Raw genomic sequence first — 17,658 nt, 5'->3', positions numbered from 1 at the left:
TCGTGGTTTTTTCTGCAAGACGCCGCTATTCAAATCCGTCAATTCTTTCGTTAGAAAAAAGTTGAGTACTTTACATGAACGAAGCGATAAGGACTTGCGTCTGGAACTTGGTAACGGCATGCTGGTCTATTGTTAGCACTATTATTTGGGGAGCATACGTAGATGGCTTATAACGATCTAAACACGGCACAAACACGATCCAGTGGTGTTGCCAACAGCGTGAGCACCAATAAGGTACTGCGCAATACCTACGCATTATTGGCAATGACGCTGCTTTTCTCAGCAGTGGCCGCTGGCGCATCAGTGGCTATGGGTATCCAACAAATGAACATCTTTGTGTTCTTTATTGGGGCCTACGGCTTGATGTTCCTGGTACATAAAACGGCAAATTCTGCGGCTGGTTTGCTGGCCACCTTCGCTTTTACCGGTTTTATGGGATTCACACTGGGACCCATCATTTCAGCCTATTTAACGCTCCCTAACGGTGGCGCGCTGATTATGAATGCGCTGGCAATGACGGGCCTTACCTTCTTTGGCCTTTCAGCGGTTGCGTTAACGACCAAGAAGGATTTCAGCTTCTTAAGCAACTTCCTGCTGGCTGGCGCTATTGTGCTAGTGCTTGCGATGGTTGCTGGCTTGATCTTCAACATTCCTGCCCTGTCACTGATGGTATCAGCAGGCTTTGTTCTGTTCGCCTCAGCGGCCATCCTGTATCAAACCAGTGAGATCATTCATCGCGCTGGTGAAACGAACTATATTCTGGCAACCGTTACGCTGTATGTTTCTATCTACAATCTGTTTATCAGCCTGCTTTCAATTTTAGGTATCATGAGCAACGACTAACCGATAGCGTTGTCAGCTGGTAACCGGACAGACCCTACTTGTAGGGTCTGTCTTTTTTTGGCTATCCGATTCGAGAGACGATAATGGAGTATGGTTTATTGGTGATGGGTGCGCCGTATACCAGCCCCGCACCACACTCTGCTTTAAGGTTTGCTCGTACGCTGTTGGCACAGGGGCACCACTTGTCAGGCGTATTCTTTTATCATGAAGGGGTGCACAACGCGTCTTCACTCATGGCCCCGCCCCAGGATGAACTTAACCTGCACGATGCCTGGGTCGAATTACACCGCGCGCATAACGTTCCCCTGGACGTATGCATAGCGGCGGCACTAAGGCGTGGCTTGGCAAGTGAAGCGGAAGCGCTGCGTCATGGTAAAGCATCGTTTAATATAGATGCGCCCTTTGAGTTAACCGGGCTAGGGCAGTTGTTAACCTTACAGCAGCGCTGTGATCGTTTTATTACGTTTGCCTAACAGGAGAGCTAATGGCTGAGTCAAACAGCTTGCTGGTTATCATTCGTCATGCTCCTTACGGCTCCAACCTGCTGCGAGAAGGGCTGGATACAGCGCTGGTAGCGGCCGCATTTGGACAGCCTGTAGACCTGCTGTTCCTTGGGCAGGGCGCTATGGCGTTATTAAAAGAGCAGGGCAGCGGGGCGCCAGGGCAGAAAGCCAGCCTCCCCACCATCGATATGCTGGAGATGTACGATGTCGAGCAGCTTTGGACCACCGAAGAGACCTTGGCCACTCTAGGAGTGCCCGCATCCACGTTGCGAGACGATGTACAGTTTTTGAAAGCTAAAACAATGCCTGGATTTCTTCAGCAGTACGCGCAAATACTTAATTTTTAGTGGGATGCTCAGTATGTTGCATATTTTAACCAAGGCGCTAAATAGCGATGCTGCGCAACAGATGCAGCAAGCCATTGGTGAAGAGGATGTTGTAGTACTGACGGAAGAAGGTGTACAAGCGGCGCTGAAAACGCACTGGGAAGGTTGGCAGGCGTATCAGTCACGCATCTTTCTGTTAGCCGAAGATGTCGCGGCGTGGGGCCTAAATGCTGCCGTTACAGCGAATGGCTTACCTATGGTTGATATGAACGGATTCGTTACGTTAACTGAGCACCACCCTCAAATCGTTACGTGGTACTAATATGTCGGATTCAAAAATATACCGTTATCTTGATTCAGATAAAGAAATTGGATTAGACCCTGAGGGATACTTGGTAGAGCAGTCGAAATGGTCAAAAGCTGTAGCTGAAATGCTGGCCAGTGATGAAGGGCTCGTATTAACTGAAGCACATTGGGAATTAATTGGTGTAATGCGTGATTTTTATAACCGCTATGAAATGGCGCCGGCTATGCGTCCCTTGGTAAAAGCCACGAAGAATGCGCTGGGAGAAGAGAAGGGCAAGTCGATGTATTTAATGTCGCTTTTCCCCGGCAGCCCTGCGAAACGTATAGCGCGGCTTGCCGGGTTGCCTAAACCCACCAACTGTCTGTAGAAGCGGTAAGTTGAAGATAGGCTGGATATTAAGCCAAATCGCCTCGGGTACAAACGGACAGAACAACCGCATCATCAGCACTGGTAGACACCAGTGCATGCCCCATATCACTATCAAAATAGATGCTGTCGCCTTCAACAAGCAGTAGCGGAGCATAAAACTCGCTGTACAGCATGATATCGCCATGAAGCACCATCAAAAACTCTTCGCCATCATGACGCACCCATTGGTGGTATTCGTCAAAGTTGCGTGCGCGCACAATGGTCTTAAAGGGAATCATGCGCTTTTGAGCCAGCTGGTGCCCCAGTAATTCATGCTCGTAAGTAGGCGTTGGATGTAGCTGCCCTTTGTCTTTACGCGTTAAGTCGCGTCGTCCCATGGTATAGCGTTCACGTTTGGGCGGCGTAAAGAGCTGGGGTAGATCGATATTAAGCCCAGTGGTGAGCTTTTGAACGACGCTAAACGTAGGCGAGACTTGATCATTTTCAATCTTTGAAAGGGTAGAGCGCGCTAGCCCGGTACGCTGGCTGACATCTTCCAGCGTCCATTGGTTAGCCAAGCGAATCTGCTTGAGCCGCGCACCCAAGAGAAGCGGTTCTACAAACGGTTTGCTGCCGGAGGCAATACGCAGTGCGGCATGTTCTTCAGAAGTGGCGGTCATAATGGTCACATAAGAGACAGCAATAGGGACCATAGTAACATAGCGTTAGCGTCTGCCAGGGTATTCGCGAGTACAGAATATTTAACCTTCTTCTGAAAAAGGTAGCCCCAGCAAGGCTCTAATATGCGCCTCCACACCTCTTCCTAATGATTTAGGGTCGTAGCCACCTTCCAGTACAGAGACAACGCGGTTATCCGCATAAAGCGCCGCGATCTCCATTGCCAAATGCGTTATCCAATAATAGTCTTCATCATCCAGGCAGATATCGGCCATCGTATCGTCGCGATGAGCATCAAACCCTGCCGATATCATCACCAGGTCCGGTTTAAACGCATGAAGGGCGGGTAGCCACTGATGCTCAATGAGGCGTCGAAATTCAGTGCTGTCAGTGCCTGATTCTAGCGGCGTATTAACAACGTTGTGCCACTCACTACGCAGATAACGCCACGGGTAAAACGGGTACTGAAAGCTTGTACAGATCAGGACATCTGATCTGCCCTTAAAAATATCGATAGTTCCATTACACTGGTGGACATCAAAATCGAGGATAGCGATACGCTTGGCACCATATACGTCACGTGCATGGGCGGCACCTACGGCGATATTGTTATAAAAGCAAAAGCCCATCGCCTCGCTTGCTTCGGCATGATGACCGGGAGGCCTAACAGCACAAAAAACATTATCAGCGTGGCCCTTAAACACCTGATCGACTGCTTTTATAGTGGCCCCGGCAGCAACCCGGGCAGCTTTTAAGCTATCCGGATTCATGAGTGTTTCGCTGTCCAGGGCGACAATGTCTTCAGTAGGCACACATTTCTCTAAAGCATTAAGGTGCCGGGGCGGGTGTACTTTTGCCAACGCCTCAAAACTGGCTTCTTTGGCATCAGACTGCATGGTCTGCTGTAATAAACCGGCAAGTGAAAGGCGAGCGCGAATTGCTTCCAGACGCTGTGGACTTTCAGGATGTTCTGGTCCCATATGATGCAATGAGCAGTCTGGATGGGTAAGGTAAGAGGTGATCATTCAAGCGCTCCATTGTATTGAGGCCACCTTAATCGCCTCTGGGGCTTGCGCGACAGTGTCAATAAGTCGTACACCGTCGTTATTTACTTCAGGGGAGGCTCAATTTTGAGTACGCGCTTTTTGCATCATTTTTTTGAACCTCGCACGCTAGCCGTGTTTGGCGCCTCTGAAAAACCGGCCTCGCTGGGTGGGTTAGTGCTGAATAACCTGCAAGAGGGGGGCTTTAAAGGCACCCTGTGGGCGGTCAATCCAAAAGGTTATGACCAGGTATTCGGCGTGCCTTGTTTCAGCAGTGTAGCGGACTTGCCCGAAGCGCCGGACCTGGCGGTTGTTTGCTCGCCGATTAAAGGCGTTCCCAAATTAATTAAACGCTTGGGTGAGTTTGGTGTGAAAGCCGCGTTGGTGCTTTCCGGAGGCGCCTACCTGGACCGCGATAGCGACAATACCGGCTCTATTCGTGAGCGGATGTTAAAAGCCGCCATCGCCTCAGGTATTCGAGTGTTGGGCCCAGAGTGCATGGGTGTCATCGTCCCAAGCAAGCGTTTGAATGCCTCTTACGCCAGCCAGCCTGTCAAAGCGGGCCGTGTTGCGTACCTGGGCCAATCGGGCATGCTTGCCAACGCCATGATTGATTGGGCCGCTGGACGCGATGTGGGGTTCTCTCACTTGATTACGGTGGGGGATAGTGTCGATGTTTTGCTGCCGGATTTAATCGACTACGTGAACCAGTTTTCACCCGCTCAGGCCATCTTATTACACCTGGAAAGGGTGAATGACGCACAACATTTTATGACCTCTGTGCGCGATGCTTCGCGTAACCGCTTGGTACTTGCCATTAAAAGCGGCCGTACGCCGCAATCCGATATTTCGGGGATGGCACCTACGCCGGGTATTGCTAACCGTGATGTCGTTTTCGATGCGGCGTTTGCACGCGCGGGGGTGGTAAGGGTCGATGATTCTGATGAGCTATTGGATGCTCTGGAAACGCTCTCGCGCATGAAGCCGCTACGCGGTGATCGGTTAGCCATTGTTTCTAATGGCTTGGGTCCAGCCATGCTGGCGATTGATAAGCTGGTTAGTGCAGGTGGTAAGCTTGCCGTGTTTAGCGAGGAAACCCAAGCGGCGCTACATAAAAGCCAAGTCGATATAAGTAAGCCCGGCGAAAACCCGGTTGACTTGGGTGGCAACGCAACCCCCGCGCGTTTTGTTGAGGCGCTGGAAATTGTGGCCGCCGATGCCAATGTCGATGCGGTGCTGGTGGTCCATGCCCCAACACGGTTGGCACCTTCAGCGGTGACAGCTCAAGCACTAATTGATAATCGCAAAAAATTTCGGCGTAACTTGCTGACCAGTTGGATGGGCCTGAAGGAAGCCCTTAATGCCCGTCATCTCTGCAATATCGCGGGTATACCGACCTATATTTCTCCGGAAAAAGCCGTTAAGGCTTTCATGCACATGGTAATTTACCAGCGTGTTCAAGCCTTGCTGCATGAAATTCCACCTAGCCTGCCATTTTCAACCAGCTCGGAAATACGTGCCCAGTGTCGGTCGCTGATCATCCAGGCAAAAGAGCAGGGGAGAAAGACACTCAGTCATTCAGAAACAGCCCAGGTACTTAAAGCGTATGGTATTCCTACGGCGCCAAGTGTGTATCTGAGCAACCCTGAAGAGGCCGAATCTGCAGCCCAAAAAATCCAAGGGCCGATGGCTCTGAAAGTGGTTCATGAAGGTAATTGTCGGCCTTACCGATACCGTAAACACCCCCATAAAATGTCTGCCGGGCTGCTACAAGACTTGGAAACGCCTGCTGAAGTGGCGCAAGGGGTACGTCAGCTGGGTGATAAAGTACATGAGAAATTTCCCCAGTACACTATTCGCGAGTTCTGCTTACAGCCTATGCAGCGGGGTAAGCACTCCATGCAGATTTGTGCCGGTATTACCCGCGACCCGGTTTTCGGCCCGCTGATTGTGTTTGGTATTGGCGGTTATAAAGTCAATATTTTGGCAGACCGCCAGGTCGCTCTGCCGCCGTTGAACATGAGCCTGGCGGCCGACGTCGTCGGCAGGACGCACGCAGCCTCTTTAATTCGTGAGCACTCCGCTGAACCTGAGCGCGACATTCAGCGGCTATGTCAGCTGTTAGTCAAGCTTTCGCAAATGGCATCTGATTTGGGGGACCTGCGAGGGTTGGAGATCAACCCGTTACTGCTTAATCGTGATGGCATGCTGGCGGTGGATTTTGCGATGGATTTAGGCACGCCTGCGCGCTTTGCCATCATGCCATACCCGGAAGAGTTGCGAGAGTGGGTAACACTGAAAAACGGCTGGCAGGTAGAGGTACGCCCTATCAGGGCCGAAGATGCGCCTTTAATCACCGCCTTTCACCGTCAGCTATCGGAAGAGAGTATTCGTTTCCGATACTTCCACAATAAGTCCAACCTCACTCAGCGCGATTTATCGGTTTTGTCACATATTAATTATGATCGACAAATGGCATTTATCGCCGAGCACCAGCACGCAGATGGGCGTAAAGAGATGTTAGGCGTTGTGCGTGTGTGGAACGACCCTGACAATATACGCACCGAGTTTTCGGTGATCATCCGCGATGATTTACAAGGGCTTGGGATTGGCAGTCTGCTAATGAAGAAGATGGTCAATTACTGCACGCATATCGGCACGCTCGAAATGATAGGCAAAATCATGGTCGATAACCACCCTATGCGGGCGTTAATGAAACACTTGGGATTCACGTGCCGCTATAACATGGAAGAACAGGTGATTGATGCTGTCCTACGCTTAAATGAACCCGAAAGCGAGTGGCAACGCCTTCGCCTGGAAAGCCTGCCCGATTAACTCGGCCAAGTGCACCACCTTTACATCACCACTACAGCAGGCCTGCCTAATTAACGTATCACCGAAACAGACCTGCGCTGAACAATAATGAGCGATCTTTATAGGGTTATGGGGCCAAGCGGAACTGGCTCCACTCTCCACCATCGCGACGCTCGAAACGTATACGGTCATGTAGTCGGCTGGGCTGGCCCTGCCAAAATTCAATCATGTCAGGTTGCAGGCGGTAGCCGCCCCAATGGATGGGCCGCGGGATTTCTTGCCCCTCATAGGCCTGTTCAAAGCGTTTCTGACGCTCCTCAATCCAGTTACGATCAGGAATGACAACGCTTTGCGTTGCAATCCAGGCGCCTAACTGGCTACCGCGAGGGCGGCTGGCAAAGTACTCATCCGATTCATCCGGCGCAACCTGTTCGACGGAACCTTCAATACGCACTTGGCGAGCAAGTGATGGCCACCAAAACGTCATTGCCGCAAACGGCACATTGCTCAGCTCACTACCTTTATGGCTATGATAATTGGTGTAAAACACCATACCTTGCTCATCAAATCCTTTCAGCAATACAACGCGTGCATGCGGCCGCCCTTGGCTATCCACTGTTGCAAGCGTCATGGCATTGGCGTCTTTGTCCTCCTTCTCCATGGCCAGGCTAAACCACTCATCAAACAGCACGAAAGGCCCTTGAGTGACATGGGTTTCATCAAGCCTGCCACCTTCGTAATCACGCCGAATGTCGGCTATGTTGCGAGTCATTAGCGGAACTCCCTAAGTTTTAATAGTACCCTGAATTTTAATAACGTTCGTCACTCTTTAGATAACGCCCAAAACGTTCACTTACCTGTTTGGCGCTGTTGTTGGCTACGAAAACGTGCGTACCCCATGCAACCTACAAAAAGCGCCAGCGATACGAGCGCTTCCACAATGCCATGCACCGTTTGCCCGGGTACAGCGGCTAGCATGACACCTTGTGTAACGTAGAGAAGGCTGACAAAGGCGAGCCAGGCATGGCCACGTGCACGCTGGCCAAGAATGGAAGGTAAAAAAAGCACCAGCGGTAAAATAAAGGCCACTATAGGCCGCCAATCAAACGTATCGCTTTGCAATGTAAAGCCACGATAAATAACCAGCAGCAAGAGCAGCGTAAAACTGATCAATACACACTGCCGAGCACGCAGTGTTAACGTATTTATGCCGTGGCGCTGCTCCAGGCTAGTTAGCCACTGCTTCATGATGTCCCCTGGCGCATGACATTAAGCGCTACTGCTAGTTTAGCCAGTCGTTTGCCTTGTGCCACGCATAGTGCTCGTTCATGTTCATCCACCGAACGGTCGCTACGCGGGCCTGCCAAATGGCTGGCACCGTAAGGCGTGCCTCCGCCTTGGGTGCTTAACAGGGCCGTTTCACTATAGGGAATACCTGCATAGACCATTCCGTGGTGCAACAAGGGCACTAACATGGTCAGCAACGTACTTTCCTGGCCGCCGTGTAGACTGGAGGTCGATGTAAATGCACAAGCTGGTTTATCGACCAAAGCACCGTTCATCCATAAGCTGCTTGTGCTATCCAGGAAGTACTTTAAGGGAGCGGCCATATTGCCAAAGCGCGTGGGGCTGCCCAAGGCAAGCGCGCTGCAGTTACGCAGATCATCAAGTTCAACATACACCGCTCCCTCCTCAGGAATTTCCGGCGCGACGGCCTCGCAAGTTGTTGAAACTGGAGGCACCGTGCGTAAACGCGCTTCAATACCTGCAATGCTTTCAATACCTGCAGCCAATTGACGGGCCATGTCGGCCGTCGCCCCTGAGCGAGAGTAATAAAGAACCAATACGTAAGGGGTGGTGTTACTCATAAATTTTCCTTGGTCCTGGAAGAACGCCGATAAAAGCCCTGGCTGATGCCTTATGGTATCAGAGCTATGTACTTGGCAGGAGATGGCTTTAAAAGATGGTAGCTGGTTTCGGGTAATCTGACGTAAACCCAGACGTCGCTTCCATCGGCTAACCGTTTTTTAACGCGCTCGTACCGAACGCCCAAGCGTTCATAGCGATCAAGCCGCCTTAACGCTTCCGGCGTCACGGTTAATTTTAGGCCTTCGACGTGGCTACCTGGCTGGGGAGCGACGTCCAGATCGTGACGCTGATACCCTGGAAGAACCGCCGGTTCTGGATTGCCTAAACTGCCAGCGACTAACCAGCGAATCAGCGGATAACGTAGCGTTCCATACACAAACAGCTGATGTGTGCGTTGCTCTACCGTTTGCACCTCATCAGGCGGGGAATAGAGCCAAGGACTTAACAGGGTTAGCCATAGCCATGTGGCCGCTGACAGCAGTAATAAACCTGCCAGAGCGACTGTTTTTTTAACCCAGCCCATCCGTTGCCCTTTTAAAAACGTGAGTGGGATAGCCTGGCGTGCCGTTCTCCCTTAAGCAAGTGTTGAGCAATCTGCTTAAGCAATACGATATGGTTTGCTAGGATAGGGATAGACCTTATCGGAGGAGCCTGCAATGAACCAGCCACTTCGTGATGATATGGATTTCCGAGCCTCTGTGGGTGATGTAACGCCGTTGGCACGTAGTAATCAGGCCGACGCAGGTAATCACCGGAGGAAGCCTTCTGCAGCACAGCTTGCACGCAGAGAAAGCGCTCAAGAAGAGCTTAGTGAACGTAATTTTCTATCCGATGACTTTGTTGATTTACTGCCCCCTTTTGATCCTATCGAATACCGTCGAGAAGGCATTCAGCAGGGCGTTGTCGATAAATTAAGGCATGGAGGATATAGCGTACAGGCACAACTTCATTTATTGCGTCGGCCGTTGGCTGAATGTCGCCGCATGCTGTTTCCGTTTATTCAGGAAGCCTATGCGCATGACCTGCGTTCGGTCATGATTGTGCATGGAAGAGGGCGCGAACTGGACAGCCCAGCCAACGTGCTGCGCTCTTATCTGGCCAAGTGGCTTGGCCAGTTTGAAGAGGTCCAGGCGTATGTCTCTGCCCAGCCTTCCGAAGGCGGGCTTGGCGCTACGTGGGTGATGCTGCGCAAAAGCCAGCGGGCGAAAGCCAATAACCGTGAGCGCCAGCAAAAAAGGAAAGGATAACAACAAAAATGCCCCTGAAAGCAGGGGCATTCACTGTGTGTCTCGCTATCAAGCGTAAGAAGCTACCTTATTGGTTGCCTGTTGGCGCAAGTGAAACAGCGGCTCGGGTTGATCGGTCGCAGGCTGATAAGCGCGACTAAAAATATGCAGATTTCGCAGAGCATCTTCGACCCACTGGTCTTCTCGAAGCGAAAGTCCGTCAAATCCACAGCGGGTCATAAAAAACAGCTGGTCAACCAGCACATCGCCAATGGCACGCACTTCACCCTGGTAGGCATAGCGCTCCCTTAGTAGGCGCGCCAGGCTATAGCCACGGCCGTCAGTGAATTTTGGAAAATCGATTGCAATTAATGGCGCGCTTGAAAGGCGTTCAGCCAACTCTGGTGTCAGCTCGGTATCCGCAGGCAACCAGGGAGCTGTCAGCTTGCCCTCTGAAGTGCTATCAAGCCAGATTGAGAGCGGCACGATGGTATGCGCGTCAGATACTGTTGCGTTTGTTTCAGTATCGCGTACTAACGTCCAGCTATCCTGCGTTTCTTGGCCGCGAAACAGGTAAGGACGTTGGCGTTCTACCAGATCTGTCTCGAATGGCAGGTTCTCTTCAGAAGAAGGCTGGTTAAGCATAAACGCGCTCCTTAAAAGGCTTCAGGCCGATACGACGGTAAGTGTCCAGGAAAGTCTCGCCACTATGACGCTCACCCACGTAAACGTTTAGCAGCTTATCAATCACATCAGGCACATTTTCACGGCTAAAGGATGGGCCAAGAATCTTGCCCAAAGCGGCACTGTTGCCTTGATCACCACCCAGCGAAATCTGGTACCACTCTTCACCTTTCTTATCGACGCCTAGTATGCCGATGTGGCCTACATGGTGATGTCCGCAGGCATTCATGCAGCCTGAAATATTAAGATCCAGCGGGCCGAGATCATACAGGAAGTCCAGGTCTTCAAAGCGTTCTTGAATTGACTGTGCCACAGGGATTGACTTCGCATTAGCAAGCGCGCAGTAGTCCCCCCCCGGACAGCAGATAAGATCTGCCAGTGTACCGACCGTGGGATTTGCCAAGCCTAGAGCTTCCAGATCGTGCCATAGTGCTTCCAGTTGATCGGCAGGTACATCACCAAGCACCAGGTTTTGTTCGTGAGTTACACGAAGCTCGCCGAAGCTATATTTGTCTGCCAGGTCTGCTATCTGGTGCATTTGTTCCCAGGTAACGTCACCCGGTGAATGGCCGCTGCGTTTTAGTGACAGCGTCACCGCTTTATAGCCTTTAACTTTATGCCCCTGAACATTGTTGGTCATAAAACGGCCAAAAGCACGATTTTCCTGGCGCAGTGCATCAATAGCCGCGATAGCGTCGTCACTTACCGGGCGGCGGTCAGGATCAACAAAGTATCCTGCAACCCGCTCAATACTTTCAGGCGTTAAGGTTTGAGGGCCATCTTTAAGATGCGCCCACTCCTCGGCTACTCGGCGGCTAAACTCTTCGACACCTAGCGCTTTGACCAGTATCTTGATCCGTGCTTTGAACTTGTTGTCCCGGCGGCCAAACTGGTTATAAACGCGAACCAGAGCCTCCAGATACGTAAGCAAGTGCTGCCAAGGCAAGTCTTCACAAACAACTTCACCGATTAGCGGTGTGCGGCCCAGACCGCCGCCCGCGAGAACTTTTACGCGCACTTCACCCGCATCATCACGCCATAGGCGTAACCCTACATCGTGAACCTGAATGGCTGCACGGTCTTGCTCAGCGCCGGTCACGGCAATTTTAAATTTGCGCGGCAGATAAGCGAATTCAGGATGAAATGTCGACCATTGGCGTATCAGCTCACACCAGGGGCGAGGATCTACTTCTTCGTCTTCCGCAATACCTGCAAATTGATCAGTCGTGGTATTACGAATGTCATTACCACTTGTCTGAATTGCATGCATTTGGACAGTTGCCAACTCCGCCAGCATATCCGGCACCGTCTCAAGCTTAGGCCAGTTCAACTGCAGGTTGGTACGCGTTGTAAAGTGACCGTACCCGCGGTCAAAGTCACGCGCTAGGTCCCCCAACTTACGCAACTGATAGGAAGCCAGCATGCCGTAGGGAATGGCGATCCGCAGCATGGGAGCATAGCGCTGAACGTATAAACCGTTCTGTACCCGCAAAGGAAGAAACTCTTCTTCGCTGAGTCGACCCGCCAGATAGCGGTTCATCTGATCGCGAAATTGAGCAACGCGCTCATCAACAAGCGTTTGGTCGTGAATATCGTAACGGTACATGTGGCACGATCCTGCTAAAAAGCGAAATGGTCACGTCAAGGCGGACATTAATGTAGTGTTACCTTAACGCGTGTTTCATATTCTACAAAAGAATATATAATTATCTTTTTATCGCTAAACGATATTTAAAACATTGGGAGCTAGCCAGCGCTTACGCTGCCAAATCCATAAAAAACCCGCCGAGTTGGCAAGTCGATAAACTATCTGTACCAGCCAAACCCCAAGCAGGCCTTGTTGTAAACCAACCCCAACCCACCAGGCAAGGGGCAGAAACAAAAGCCACTGCATGCTTAAGGTCAGCAGCATCACCGTACGCTGCGCGCCAGCGCCCATCAATGCCTGAGCCAGCACCAGCGCCGCCGCATCCAGCACAATCATTGCACCGGTAATTTGTAAGGGCAGCGAGCCCAGGGCGATAAGCTCGGGGCTGGAAAAGAAAATGCTGAGTACCTGCATCGGGAATACGAGCATTGGCAGTGCCAAGAGGGTGAGCAGCACACCGGCAACGCCCAGCGCATCCAGCCCCCACCGATGGGCCGCCCTTTGATCATCCTGGCCTAATGCTTCGCCTACCAGGCTCATGGCAGCAACGCCCACACCCACGCCCGGCAGGATTAGCAATAATGACAAGTTAACCAACACATGCCCAACCGCAACGCTTGCGGTCCCCATACGACTTAACAACCAAAAAAGCACCACATAGCCCGCCGCAAAACATATCTGCTGTAGGGAATGAGGCAGAGCAAGTGCTAGCGTTGTGCGCAGCGTATCGAACGTCGGCAGGCTGAACAAAAAGCCATTCTGGTCGCGCTGTCTTACAGTGACCCAAAGCCAGATAAAAAGGCCTAAAAACATCGAGAGAGTTGTGCCTACGCCTGCGCCGCTTGCCCCCATACGAGGTAGCCCAAACAGGCCATAGATCAGCCCGCTACTGGCCGCTACGTTAAACAGCTGAACAACCATAATAATGCGCAGATAAAGGTGTGTCTGTTGGCGGCCATTCCAATAACCACGAAAACATAGTGTTAACGCAATGGCTGTCAGGGCGATAACCCGCCAGCGAAAGTAATCAACCGCCACGTGCTGAATCTCAGGCACCTGAGTTATCAAATGCAGCAGGGCAGGCGCTTGCCACCAAGCCAGCAGCGATAGCGGCAGCCCAACTACCAGGCCAACCGCAACGCCTGCCTGTAAAGGCTGAGCCGAATACTCACAGCCCGCTCCAAGGCGCTGGGACGTTTGCGATTGAACGCTTGAAGAGAGACCAAACACCAGGGCGGTGAGCATAAACATGGCGTAACCACCCACACCCACACCCGCCAGCGCGACCTGGCCTAAATGCCCCACCAGTGCGGCATCAATGATGTTGAGCATGCTCTGAGAAAGCATGCCCAACATGATCGGTAGCGCCAAGCGAACGACCTTGCCGTGGCGTCGAGTTGCTAACGCCATATCAACTGGGGTCGTAAGAGAGTACCGGCGATAGCCAGCGCTCCATTTCCTCAAGCGGCATCTGTTTACGCTCAGCGATTGCTTCTACCTGGTCACGGGTGATTTTACCCGTCGAGAAGTACTTTGACTGCGGATGAGCAAAATACCAACCCGCAACGGCAGCGGCTGGCCACATGGCGTAGCTTTCGGTTAACGCAAGGCCGGTATTTTCTGTGGCGTTTAGCAGCTTGAACAAGGTGCCTTTCTCGGTGTGGTCCGGGCAGGCAGGATAGCCGGGGGCGGGGCGAATACCCTGGTATTTTTCTGCTATCAGCGCGTCGTTATCCAGAGTTTCTTCTGGCACGTAACCCCAGAACTCTTTACGTACCCGCTCGTGAATGCGCTCTGCAAAGGCCTCTGCCAAACGGTCGGTAAGTGCTTGAACCAAAATCGCATTGTAGTCATCACCTGCCGCTTCATACGCCTTGGTAAGTTCGTCAACGCCATGCCCGGCGGTAACCGCAAAGCCGCCGATCCAGTCGGCTTTGCCGCTCTCTTTAGGCGCAATAAAGTCCGCGAGGCTGTAGCAGATACCGTCACGACCCTTGGTGGTTTGCTGGCGAATATGGTGAAGGCGCTCGATGACCTCACTGCGCGATTCATCGGCATACACTTCAACGACGTCATCATCCACACTGTTGGCCGGCCACAAGCCGATAACACCCCGAGCCTGAACGCGCTTTTCATCGACAAGCTTGCGCAACATGACTTGCGCATCGGCAAACAGGTTGCGCGCCGCTTCGCCCACGACCTCATCGTTAAGAATTTTTGGGTACTTACCCGCTAACTGCCAGCTCATGAAGAAGGGCGTCCAATCGATACGCTCGATCAGTTCTTCAAGGTCATAGTTATCGAACGTTTTGAGGCCCAGGAACTTGGGTTCAACCGGCGTATGGGTGCTCCAGTCGGTGCGGAAACGACGTTTGCGCGCCTGAGTGTAATCCAGGTCCGCCGCTTTAGGACGGCGCTTGGCGTTACGTTCGCGCACCTTGACATACTCTTCACGAATTTCCGCGACATACGCCGTTTTTAGATTGGGGGCGAGTAATCGGCCGGCGACACCTACCGCGCGAGAAGCATCGGTCACATAAATGACCGGTTGCTCGTACTGTGGCTCAATTTTAACGGCCGTATGCGCTTTGGAGGTCGTCGCGCCACCAATCAGCAGCGGCAGGTTCATGCCTCGGCGCTGCATTTCCTTGGCTACATGTACCATTTCATCGAGCGACGGCGTAATCAGCCCCGAAAGGCCAATAATATCGGCGTTGTGGTCAATCGCGGCTTGAAGAATTTTCTCGGCAGGTACCATTACGCCAAGATCAATAACTTCGTAGTTATTACACTGCAGCACCACGCCGACAATATTTTTGCCGATATCGTGAACGTCGCCTTTAACCGTGGCCATGACAATTTTGCCCTTGGCCTGAGTGCCTTCGTTTTTTTCCGCTTCGATATACGGGATCAAATAGGCAACCGCCTGCTTCATGACCCGCGCGGATTTCACTACCTGGGGCAGGAACATTTTACCGGCGCCAAACAAGTCGCCGACTACGTTCATGCCATCCATCAGTGGCCCTTCAATGACCTCGATAGGGCGCTCGGCCTGAACGCGAGCTTCTTCGGTGTCGTCTTCGATATAGGCCGTAATGCCTTTCACCAGCGCATGTTCGATGCGCTTATTAACGGGCCAGTCACGCCACTCAAGGTCCTCTTTCTTGGCCGGGCCGCTACCGTCACCCTTGTACTTGTCTGCCAGCTCCAGCAAGCGCTCGGTGCCGTCGCTACGCTTATTCAGCACAACGTCTTCCACGGCATCGCGAAGCTCGGCGGGTAAGTCGTCGTATAGCGCAAGTTGCCCGGCGTTAACGATCCCCATGCTCAAACCCGCACGGATGGCGTGATACAGGAACACCGAGTGGATCGCTTCACGTACCGGGTTATTGCCCCGGAACGAGAAGGAGACGTTGGAAACGCCGCCTGAAATCATCGCATGGGGCAGGTTTTCGCGAATCCACTGAGACGCCTCGATAAAGTCGACGGCGTAGTTGTTGTGCTCTTCGATGCCTGTGGCAATGGCGAAGATGTTGGGGTCGAAAATGATATCTTCGGCCGGAAAGCCGATGTCATCGACCAGTAGGCGGTAGGCGCGCTCACAGATTTCCGTCTTGCGTGCGAACGTATCGGCTTGACCATCCTCATCGAAGGCCATGACCACGATCGCCGCGCCAAAGCGACGACATTTGGTGGCCTGCTCACGAAACGCCGCTTCGCCTTCTTTTAAAGAGATCGAGTTAACAATGGCCTTGCCCTGAACGCATTTTAGGCCTGCTTCGATAATGTCCCATTTGGACGAGTCGATCATGATCGGTACGCGGGCAATATCCGGCTCGCCAGCAATCAGATTCAGAAAGCGCACCATGGCTTCCTGCGACTCCAGCATGCCCTCATCCATATTGATATCGATGATTTGCGCGCCGTTCTCGACTTGCTCAAGCGCTACTTCCAGGGCCGTGGTGAAATCTTCTTCAACGATAAGCCGTTTGAAACGCGCCGAACCCGTTACGTTAGTACGCTCACCCACGTTGACGAATAACGAGTCTGCATCGATGTTGAAAGGCTCAAGCCCGGACAAACGGCAAGCGGAGCTACGCTCAGGAATTTGACGCGGTGCCATGGGACGCACCGCATCTGCAATTGCACGAATATGTTCAGGCGTTGAGCCACAGCAGCCACCAATGATATTAACCAGCCCGCTCTCGGCAAACTCGCTAACAATCGCCGCCATCTCCTCCGGCGTTTGGTCATACTCACCAAATTCGTTAGGCAAGCCAGCGTTAGGGTGTGCGGAGACAAACGTATCGGCTTTGGTGGATAGCTCTTCAAGGTAAGGACGTAGCTCTTCAGCCCCTAGCGCACAGTTAAGGCCTACTGACAGCGGCTGGGCATGGCGAACCGAGTTCCAAAACGCCTCGGTGGTTTGCCCGGAAAGCGTCCGGCCCGAGGCATCGGTGATCGTGCCTGAAATCATGACCGGCAGACGCTTGCCCAAGTCTTCAAACAGCACTTCAAGCGCATAGATCGCGGCTTTGGCGTTAAGCGTATCGAAAATGGTTTCGATCATGATCAGGTCAGCGCCGCCCTCTATCAGCGCCTGAGCAGCTTCATAATAGTTTTCACGCAGCTCATCGAAGGTCACGTTACGCTTGGACGGGTCGTTCACATCCGGCGATAACGAAGCAGTGCGTGAAGTGGGCCCCAGCACGCCTGCAACGAAACGCGGCACGCCGGTTTCAGCCGCGACCGCATCGCACACTTCCCGAGCCAAGCGCGCAGACTCACGGTTAAGCTCGACAACAATGTCTTCCATGCCGTAGTCGGCTTGAGAAAGGCGCGTACTGTTAAAGGTATTGGTTTCAATAATGTCCGCACCTGCTTCCAGGTAGCCGCGGTGAATACGCGACACTACGTCGGGGCAGGTGAGCGCCAGCAAGTCATTATTGCCTTTTAAATCTGACGGCCAATCGCTGAAGCGTTCGCTACGAAAGTCTTCCTCGCTCAGCTGGGCATTTTGCAGCATGGTCCCCATACCGCCATCCAGAATTAGAATGCGTTGGGTAAGGCGTTGGGTAAGCGAGGCGTTCAAATCACTAGCGGCCATAACAGGGAATCTTCTCCAGCGTCTTGATCGAAAATATTTTATTAAAATACGTTTTCGAAAAGGGGTATGAGCGGCGTTTTACAACATATCAATAACCAAACGGACATTATGATACCAAAGGCCGCCAAGCAGGGCAGCTATACAATGCAGCTGTTAAAAAATCATTAGCCCGTTAGCCATTTAAATAGCCTACTAAAACAGTCGGGATTGTGTCGACGCGCTGTTTTGCTTACCATAGCAATAAAATGACATGTGAAGTGGT

Annotated in this window: 17 protein-coding genes; 7 read left to right on the top strand and 10 right to left on the bottom strand. The window is 52.2% G+C overall.

Annotated elements, in window-relative coordinates:
- Positions 1-162: 162 nt before the first annotated feature.
- From FKN99_RS03850 to FKN99_RS03830, 5 genes are all read left to right on the top strand, one after another.
- Positions 163-843 carry a Bax inhibitor-1/YccA family protein gene (locus FKN99_RS03850; protein ID WP_172116655.1) on the top strand — a complete coding sequence of 227 codons (681 nt, stop codon included), beginning with the start codon at positions 163-165 and terminating at the stop codon, positions 841-843.
- Positions 844-926: 83 nt separating this feature from the next.
- Positions 927-1,316, top strand: a complete 390-nt coding sequence (gene tusD / locus FKN99_RS03845; RefSeq protein ID WP_172116654.1) for a sulfurtransferase complex subunit TusD — start codon at positions 927-929, stop codon at positions 1,314-1,316.
- An 11-nt stretch (positions 1,317-1,327) separates the two neighbouring features.
- Positions 1,328-1,693 (top strand): sulfurtransferase complex subunit TusC, encoded by a 366-nt coding sequence (tusC, locus tag FKN99_RS03840; protein ID WP_172116653.1) that lies wholly within the window; start codon positions 1,328-1,330, stop codon positions 1,691-1,693.
- A gap of 13 nt (positions 1,694-1,706) precedes the next feature.
- Entirely contained in the window at positions 1,707-1,994 is a 288-nt protein-coding gene (tusB, locus tag FKN99_RS03835) for a sulfurtransferase complex subunit TusB (RefSeq protein WP_172116652.1), read from the top strand.
- 1 nt (position 1,995) lies between these two features.
- The gene (locus FKN99_RS03830; protein ID WP_172116651.1) at positions 1,996-2,346 is read left to right on the top strand and encodes a TusE/DsrC/DsvC family sulfur relay protein; all 351 of its coding nucleotides are present in this window, start codon (positions 1,996-1,998) and stop codon (positions 2,344-2,346) included.
- A gap of 28 nt (positions 2,347-2,374) precedes the next feature.
- On the opposite strand, the gene FKN99_RS03825 is transcribed toward FKN99_RS03830, so the two are convergent.
- Both FKN99_RS03825 and FKN99_RS03820 read right to left on the bottom strand, forming a co-directional pair.
- Positions 2,375-3,007: a helix-turn-helix domain-containing protein gene (locus FKN99_RS03825; RefSeq protein WP_172116650.1), complete on the bottom strand. Its 633-nt coding sequence runs from the start codon at positions 3,005-3,007 to the stop codon at positions 2,375-2,377.
- Between the two features lie 81 nt (positions 3,008-3,088).
- Entirely contained in the window at positions 3,089-4,030 is a 942-nt protein-coding gene (locus FKN99_RS03820) for a histone deacetylase family protein (RefSeq protein WP_172116649.1), read from the bottom strand.
- A 105-nt stretch (positions 4,031-4,135) separates the two neighbouring features.
- Between FKN99_RS03820 and FKN99_RS03815 the strand changes: the two genes are divergently transcribed.
- The gene (locus tag FKN99_RS03815; RefSeq protein WP_172116648.1) at positions 4,136-6,883 is read left to right on the top strand and encodes a bifunctional acetate--CoA ligase family protein/GNAT family N-acetyltransferase; all 2,748 of its coding nucleotides are present in this window, start codon (positions 4,136-4,138) and stop codon (positions 6,881-6,883) included.
- Positions 6,884-6,989: 106 nt separating this feature from the next.
- Here FKN99_RS03815 and pdxH read toward each other — a convergent pair whose 3' ends face one another.
- From pdxH to FKN99_RS03795, 4 genes are all read right to left on the bottom strand, one after another.
- A complete protein-coding gene (gene pdxH, locus FKN99_RS03810) occupies positions 6,990-7,634 on the bottom strand; it encodes a pyridoxamine 5'-phosphate oxidase (protein ID WP_172116647.1) in 645 nt (214 codons plus the stop codon).
- Between the two features lie 77 nt (positions 7,635-7,711).
- Positions 7,712-8,110, bottom strand: coding sequence for a DUF2069 domain-containing protein (locus FKN99_RS03805; RefSeq protein ID WP_172116646.1), 399 nt, complete (start codon positions 8,108-8,110; stop codon positions 7,712-7,714).
- Positions 8,107-8,730: an NAD(P)H:quinone oxidoreductase gene (wrbA, locus tag FKN99_RS03800; RefSeq protein WP_172116645.1), complete on the bottom strand. Its 624-nt coding sequence runs from the start codon at positions 8,728-8,730 to the stop codon at positions 8,107-8,109. The genes FKN99_RS03805 and wrbA overlap by 4 nt, the downstream gene beginning before the upstream one ends.
- Positions 8,731-8,780: 50 nt before the next feature.
- On the bottom strand, positions 8,781-9,254 hold the full coding sequence (locus FKN99_RS03795) for a gamma-glutamylcyclotransferase family protein (RefSeq protein WP_172116644.1): 474 nt from the start codon (positions 9,252-9,254) through the stop codon (positions 8,781-8,783).
- A 133-nt stretch (positions 9,255-9,387) separates the two neighbouring features.
- Here FKN99_RS03795 and smrA point away from each other — a divergent pair, with 133 nt between their 5' ends.
- Positions 9,388-9,978 (top strand): DNA endonuclease SmrA, encoded by a 591-nt coding sequence (smrA, locus tag FKN99_RS03790; protein ID WP_172116643.1) that lies wholly within the window; start codon positions 9,388-9,390, stop codon positions 9,976-9,978.
- Between the two features lie 48 nt (positions 9,979-10,026).
- On the opposite strand, the gene FKN99_RS03785 is transcribed toward smrA, so the two are convergent.
- The 4 genes from FKN99_RS03785 to metH form a co-directional block, all read right to left on the bottom strand.
- On the bottom strand, positions 10,027-10,602 hold the full coding sequence (locus FKN99_RS03785; protein WP_172116642.1) for a DUF934 domain-containing protein: 576 nt from the start codon (positions 10,600-10,602) through the stop codon (positions 10,027-10,029).
- Positions 10,595-12,247, bottom strand: coding sequence for a nitrite/sulfite reductase (locus FKN99_RS03780; protein ID WP_172116641.1), 1,653 nt, complete (start codon positions 12,245-12,247; stop codon positions 10,595-10,597). Before FKN99_RS03780 ends, FKN99_RS03785 begins: the two co-directional genes overlap by 8 nt.
- A 114-nt stretch (positions 12,248-12,361) precedes the next feature.
- Positions 12,362-13,699, bottom strand: coding sequence for an MATE family efflux transporter (locus FKN99_RS03775; protein WP_172116640.1), 1,338 nt, complete (start codon positions 13,697-13,699; stop codon positions 12,362-12,364).
- A gap of 1 nt (position 13,700) precedes the next feature.
- Positions 13,701-17,396 (bottom strand): methionine synthase, encoded by a 3,696-nt coding sequence (gene metH, locus FKN99_RS03770; protein ID WP_172116639.1) that lies wholly within the window; start codon positions 17,394-17,396, stop codon positions 13,701-13,703.
- Between the last annotated feature and the right edge of the window lie 262 nt (positions 17,397-17,658).

The organism is Halomonas hibernica (assembly GCF_013183775.1).
Lineage (GTDB): Bacteria > Pseudomonadota > Gammaproteobacteria > Pseudomonadales > Halomonadaceae > Vreelandella > Vreelandella citrativorans.
Note: the sequence above shows the minus strand (reverse complement) of the source record. Positions and strands in the feature narration are given on the sequence as shown.

What these genes read in the sequence shown, in the direction of transcription:
- FKN99_RS03850 (WP_172116655.1), top strand. Translation starts at nt 163, where the DNA reads ATGGCTTATAACGATCTAAACACGGCACAAACACGATCCAGTGGTGTT.
- tusD (WP_172116654.1), top strand. Translation starts at nt 927, where the DNA reads ATGGAGTATGGTTTATTGGTGATGGGTGCGCCGTATACCAGCCCCGCA.
- tusC (WP_172116653.1), top strand. Translation starts at nt 1,328, where the DNA reads ATGGCTGAGTCAAACAGCTTGCTGGTTATCATTCGTCATGCTCCTTAC.
- tusB (WP_172116652.1), top strand. Translation starts at nt 1,707, where the DNA reads ATGTTGCATATTTTAACCAAGGCGCTAAATAGCGATGCTGCGCAACAG.
- FKN99_RS03830 (WP_172116651.1), top strand. Translation starts at nt 1,996, where the DNA reads ATGTCGGATTCAAAAATATACCGTTATCTTGATTCAGATAAAGAAATT.
- FKN99_RS03825 (WP_172116650.1), bottom strand. Translation starts at nt 3,007, where the DNA reads ATGACCGCCACTTCTGAAGAACATGCCGCACTGCGTATTGCCTCCGGC.
- FKN99_RS03820 (WP_172116649.1), bottom strand. Translation starts at nt 4,030, where the DNA reads ATGATCACCTCTTACCTTACCCATCCAGACTGCTCATTGCATCATATG.
- pdxH (WP_172116647.1), bottom strand. Translation starts at nt 7,634, where the DNA reads ATGACTCGCAACATAGCCGACATTCGGCGTGATTACGAAGGTGGCAGG.
- FKN99_RS03805 (WP_172116646.1), bottom strand. Translation starts at nt 8,110, where the DNA reads ATGAAGCAGTGGCTAACTAGCCTGGAGCAGCGCCACGGCATAAATACG.
- wrbA (WP_172116645.1), bottom strand. Translation starts at nt 8,730, where the DNA reads ATGAGTAACACCACCCCTTACGTATTGGTTCTTTATTACTCTCGCTCA.
- FKN99_RS03795 (WP_172116644.1), bottom strand. Translation starts at nt 9,254, where the DNA reads ATGGGCTGGGTTAAAAAAACAGTCGCTCTGGCAGGTTTATTACTGCTG.
- smrA (WP_172116643.1), top strand. Translation starts at nt 9,388, where the DNA reads ATGAACCAGCCACTTCGTGATGATATGGATTTCCGAGCCTCTGTGGGT.
- FKN99_RS03785 (WP_172116642.1), bottom strand. Translation starts at nt 10,602, where the DNA reads ATGCTTAACCAGCCTTCTTCTGAAGAGAACCTGCCATTCGAGACAGAT.
- FKN99_RS03780 (WP_172116641.1), bottom strand. Translation starts at nt 12,247, where the DNA reads ATGTACCGTTACGATATTCACGACCAAACGCTTGTTGATGAGCGCGTT.
- FKN99_RS03775 (WP_172116640.1), bottom strand. Translation starts at nt 13,699, where the DNA reads ATGGCGTTAGCAACTCGACGCCACGGCAAGGTCGTTCGCTTGGCGCTA.
- metH (WP_172116639.1), bottom strand. Translation starts at nt 17,396, where the DNA reads ATGGCCGCTAGTGATTTGAACGCCTCGCTTACCCAACGCCTTACCCAA.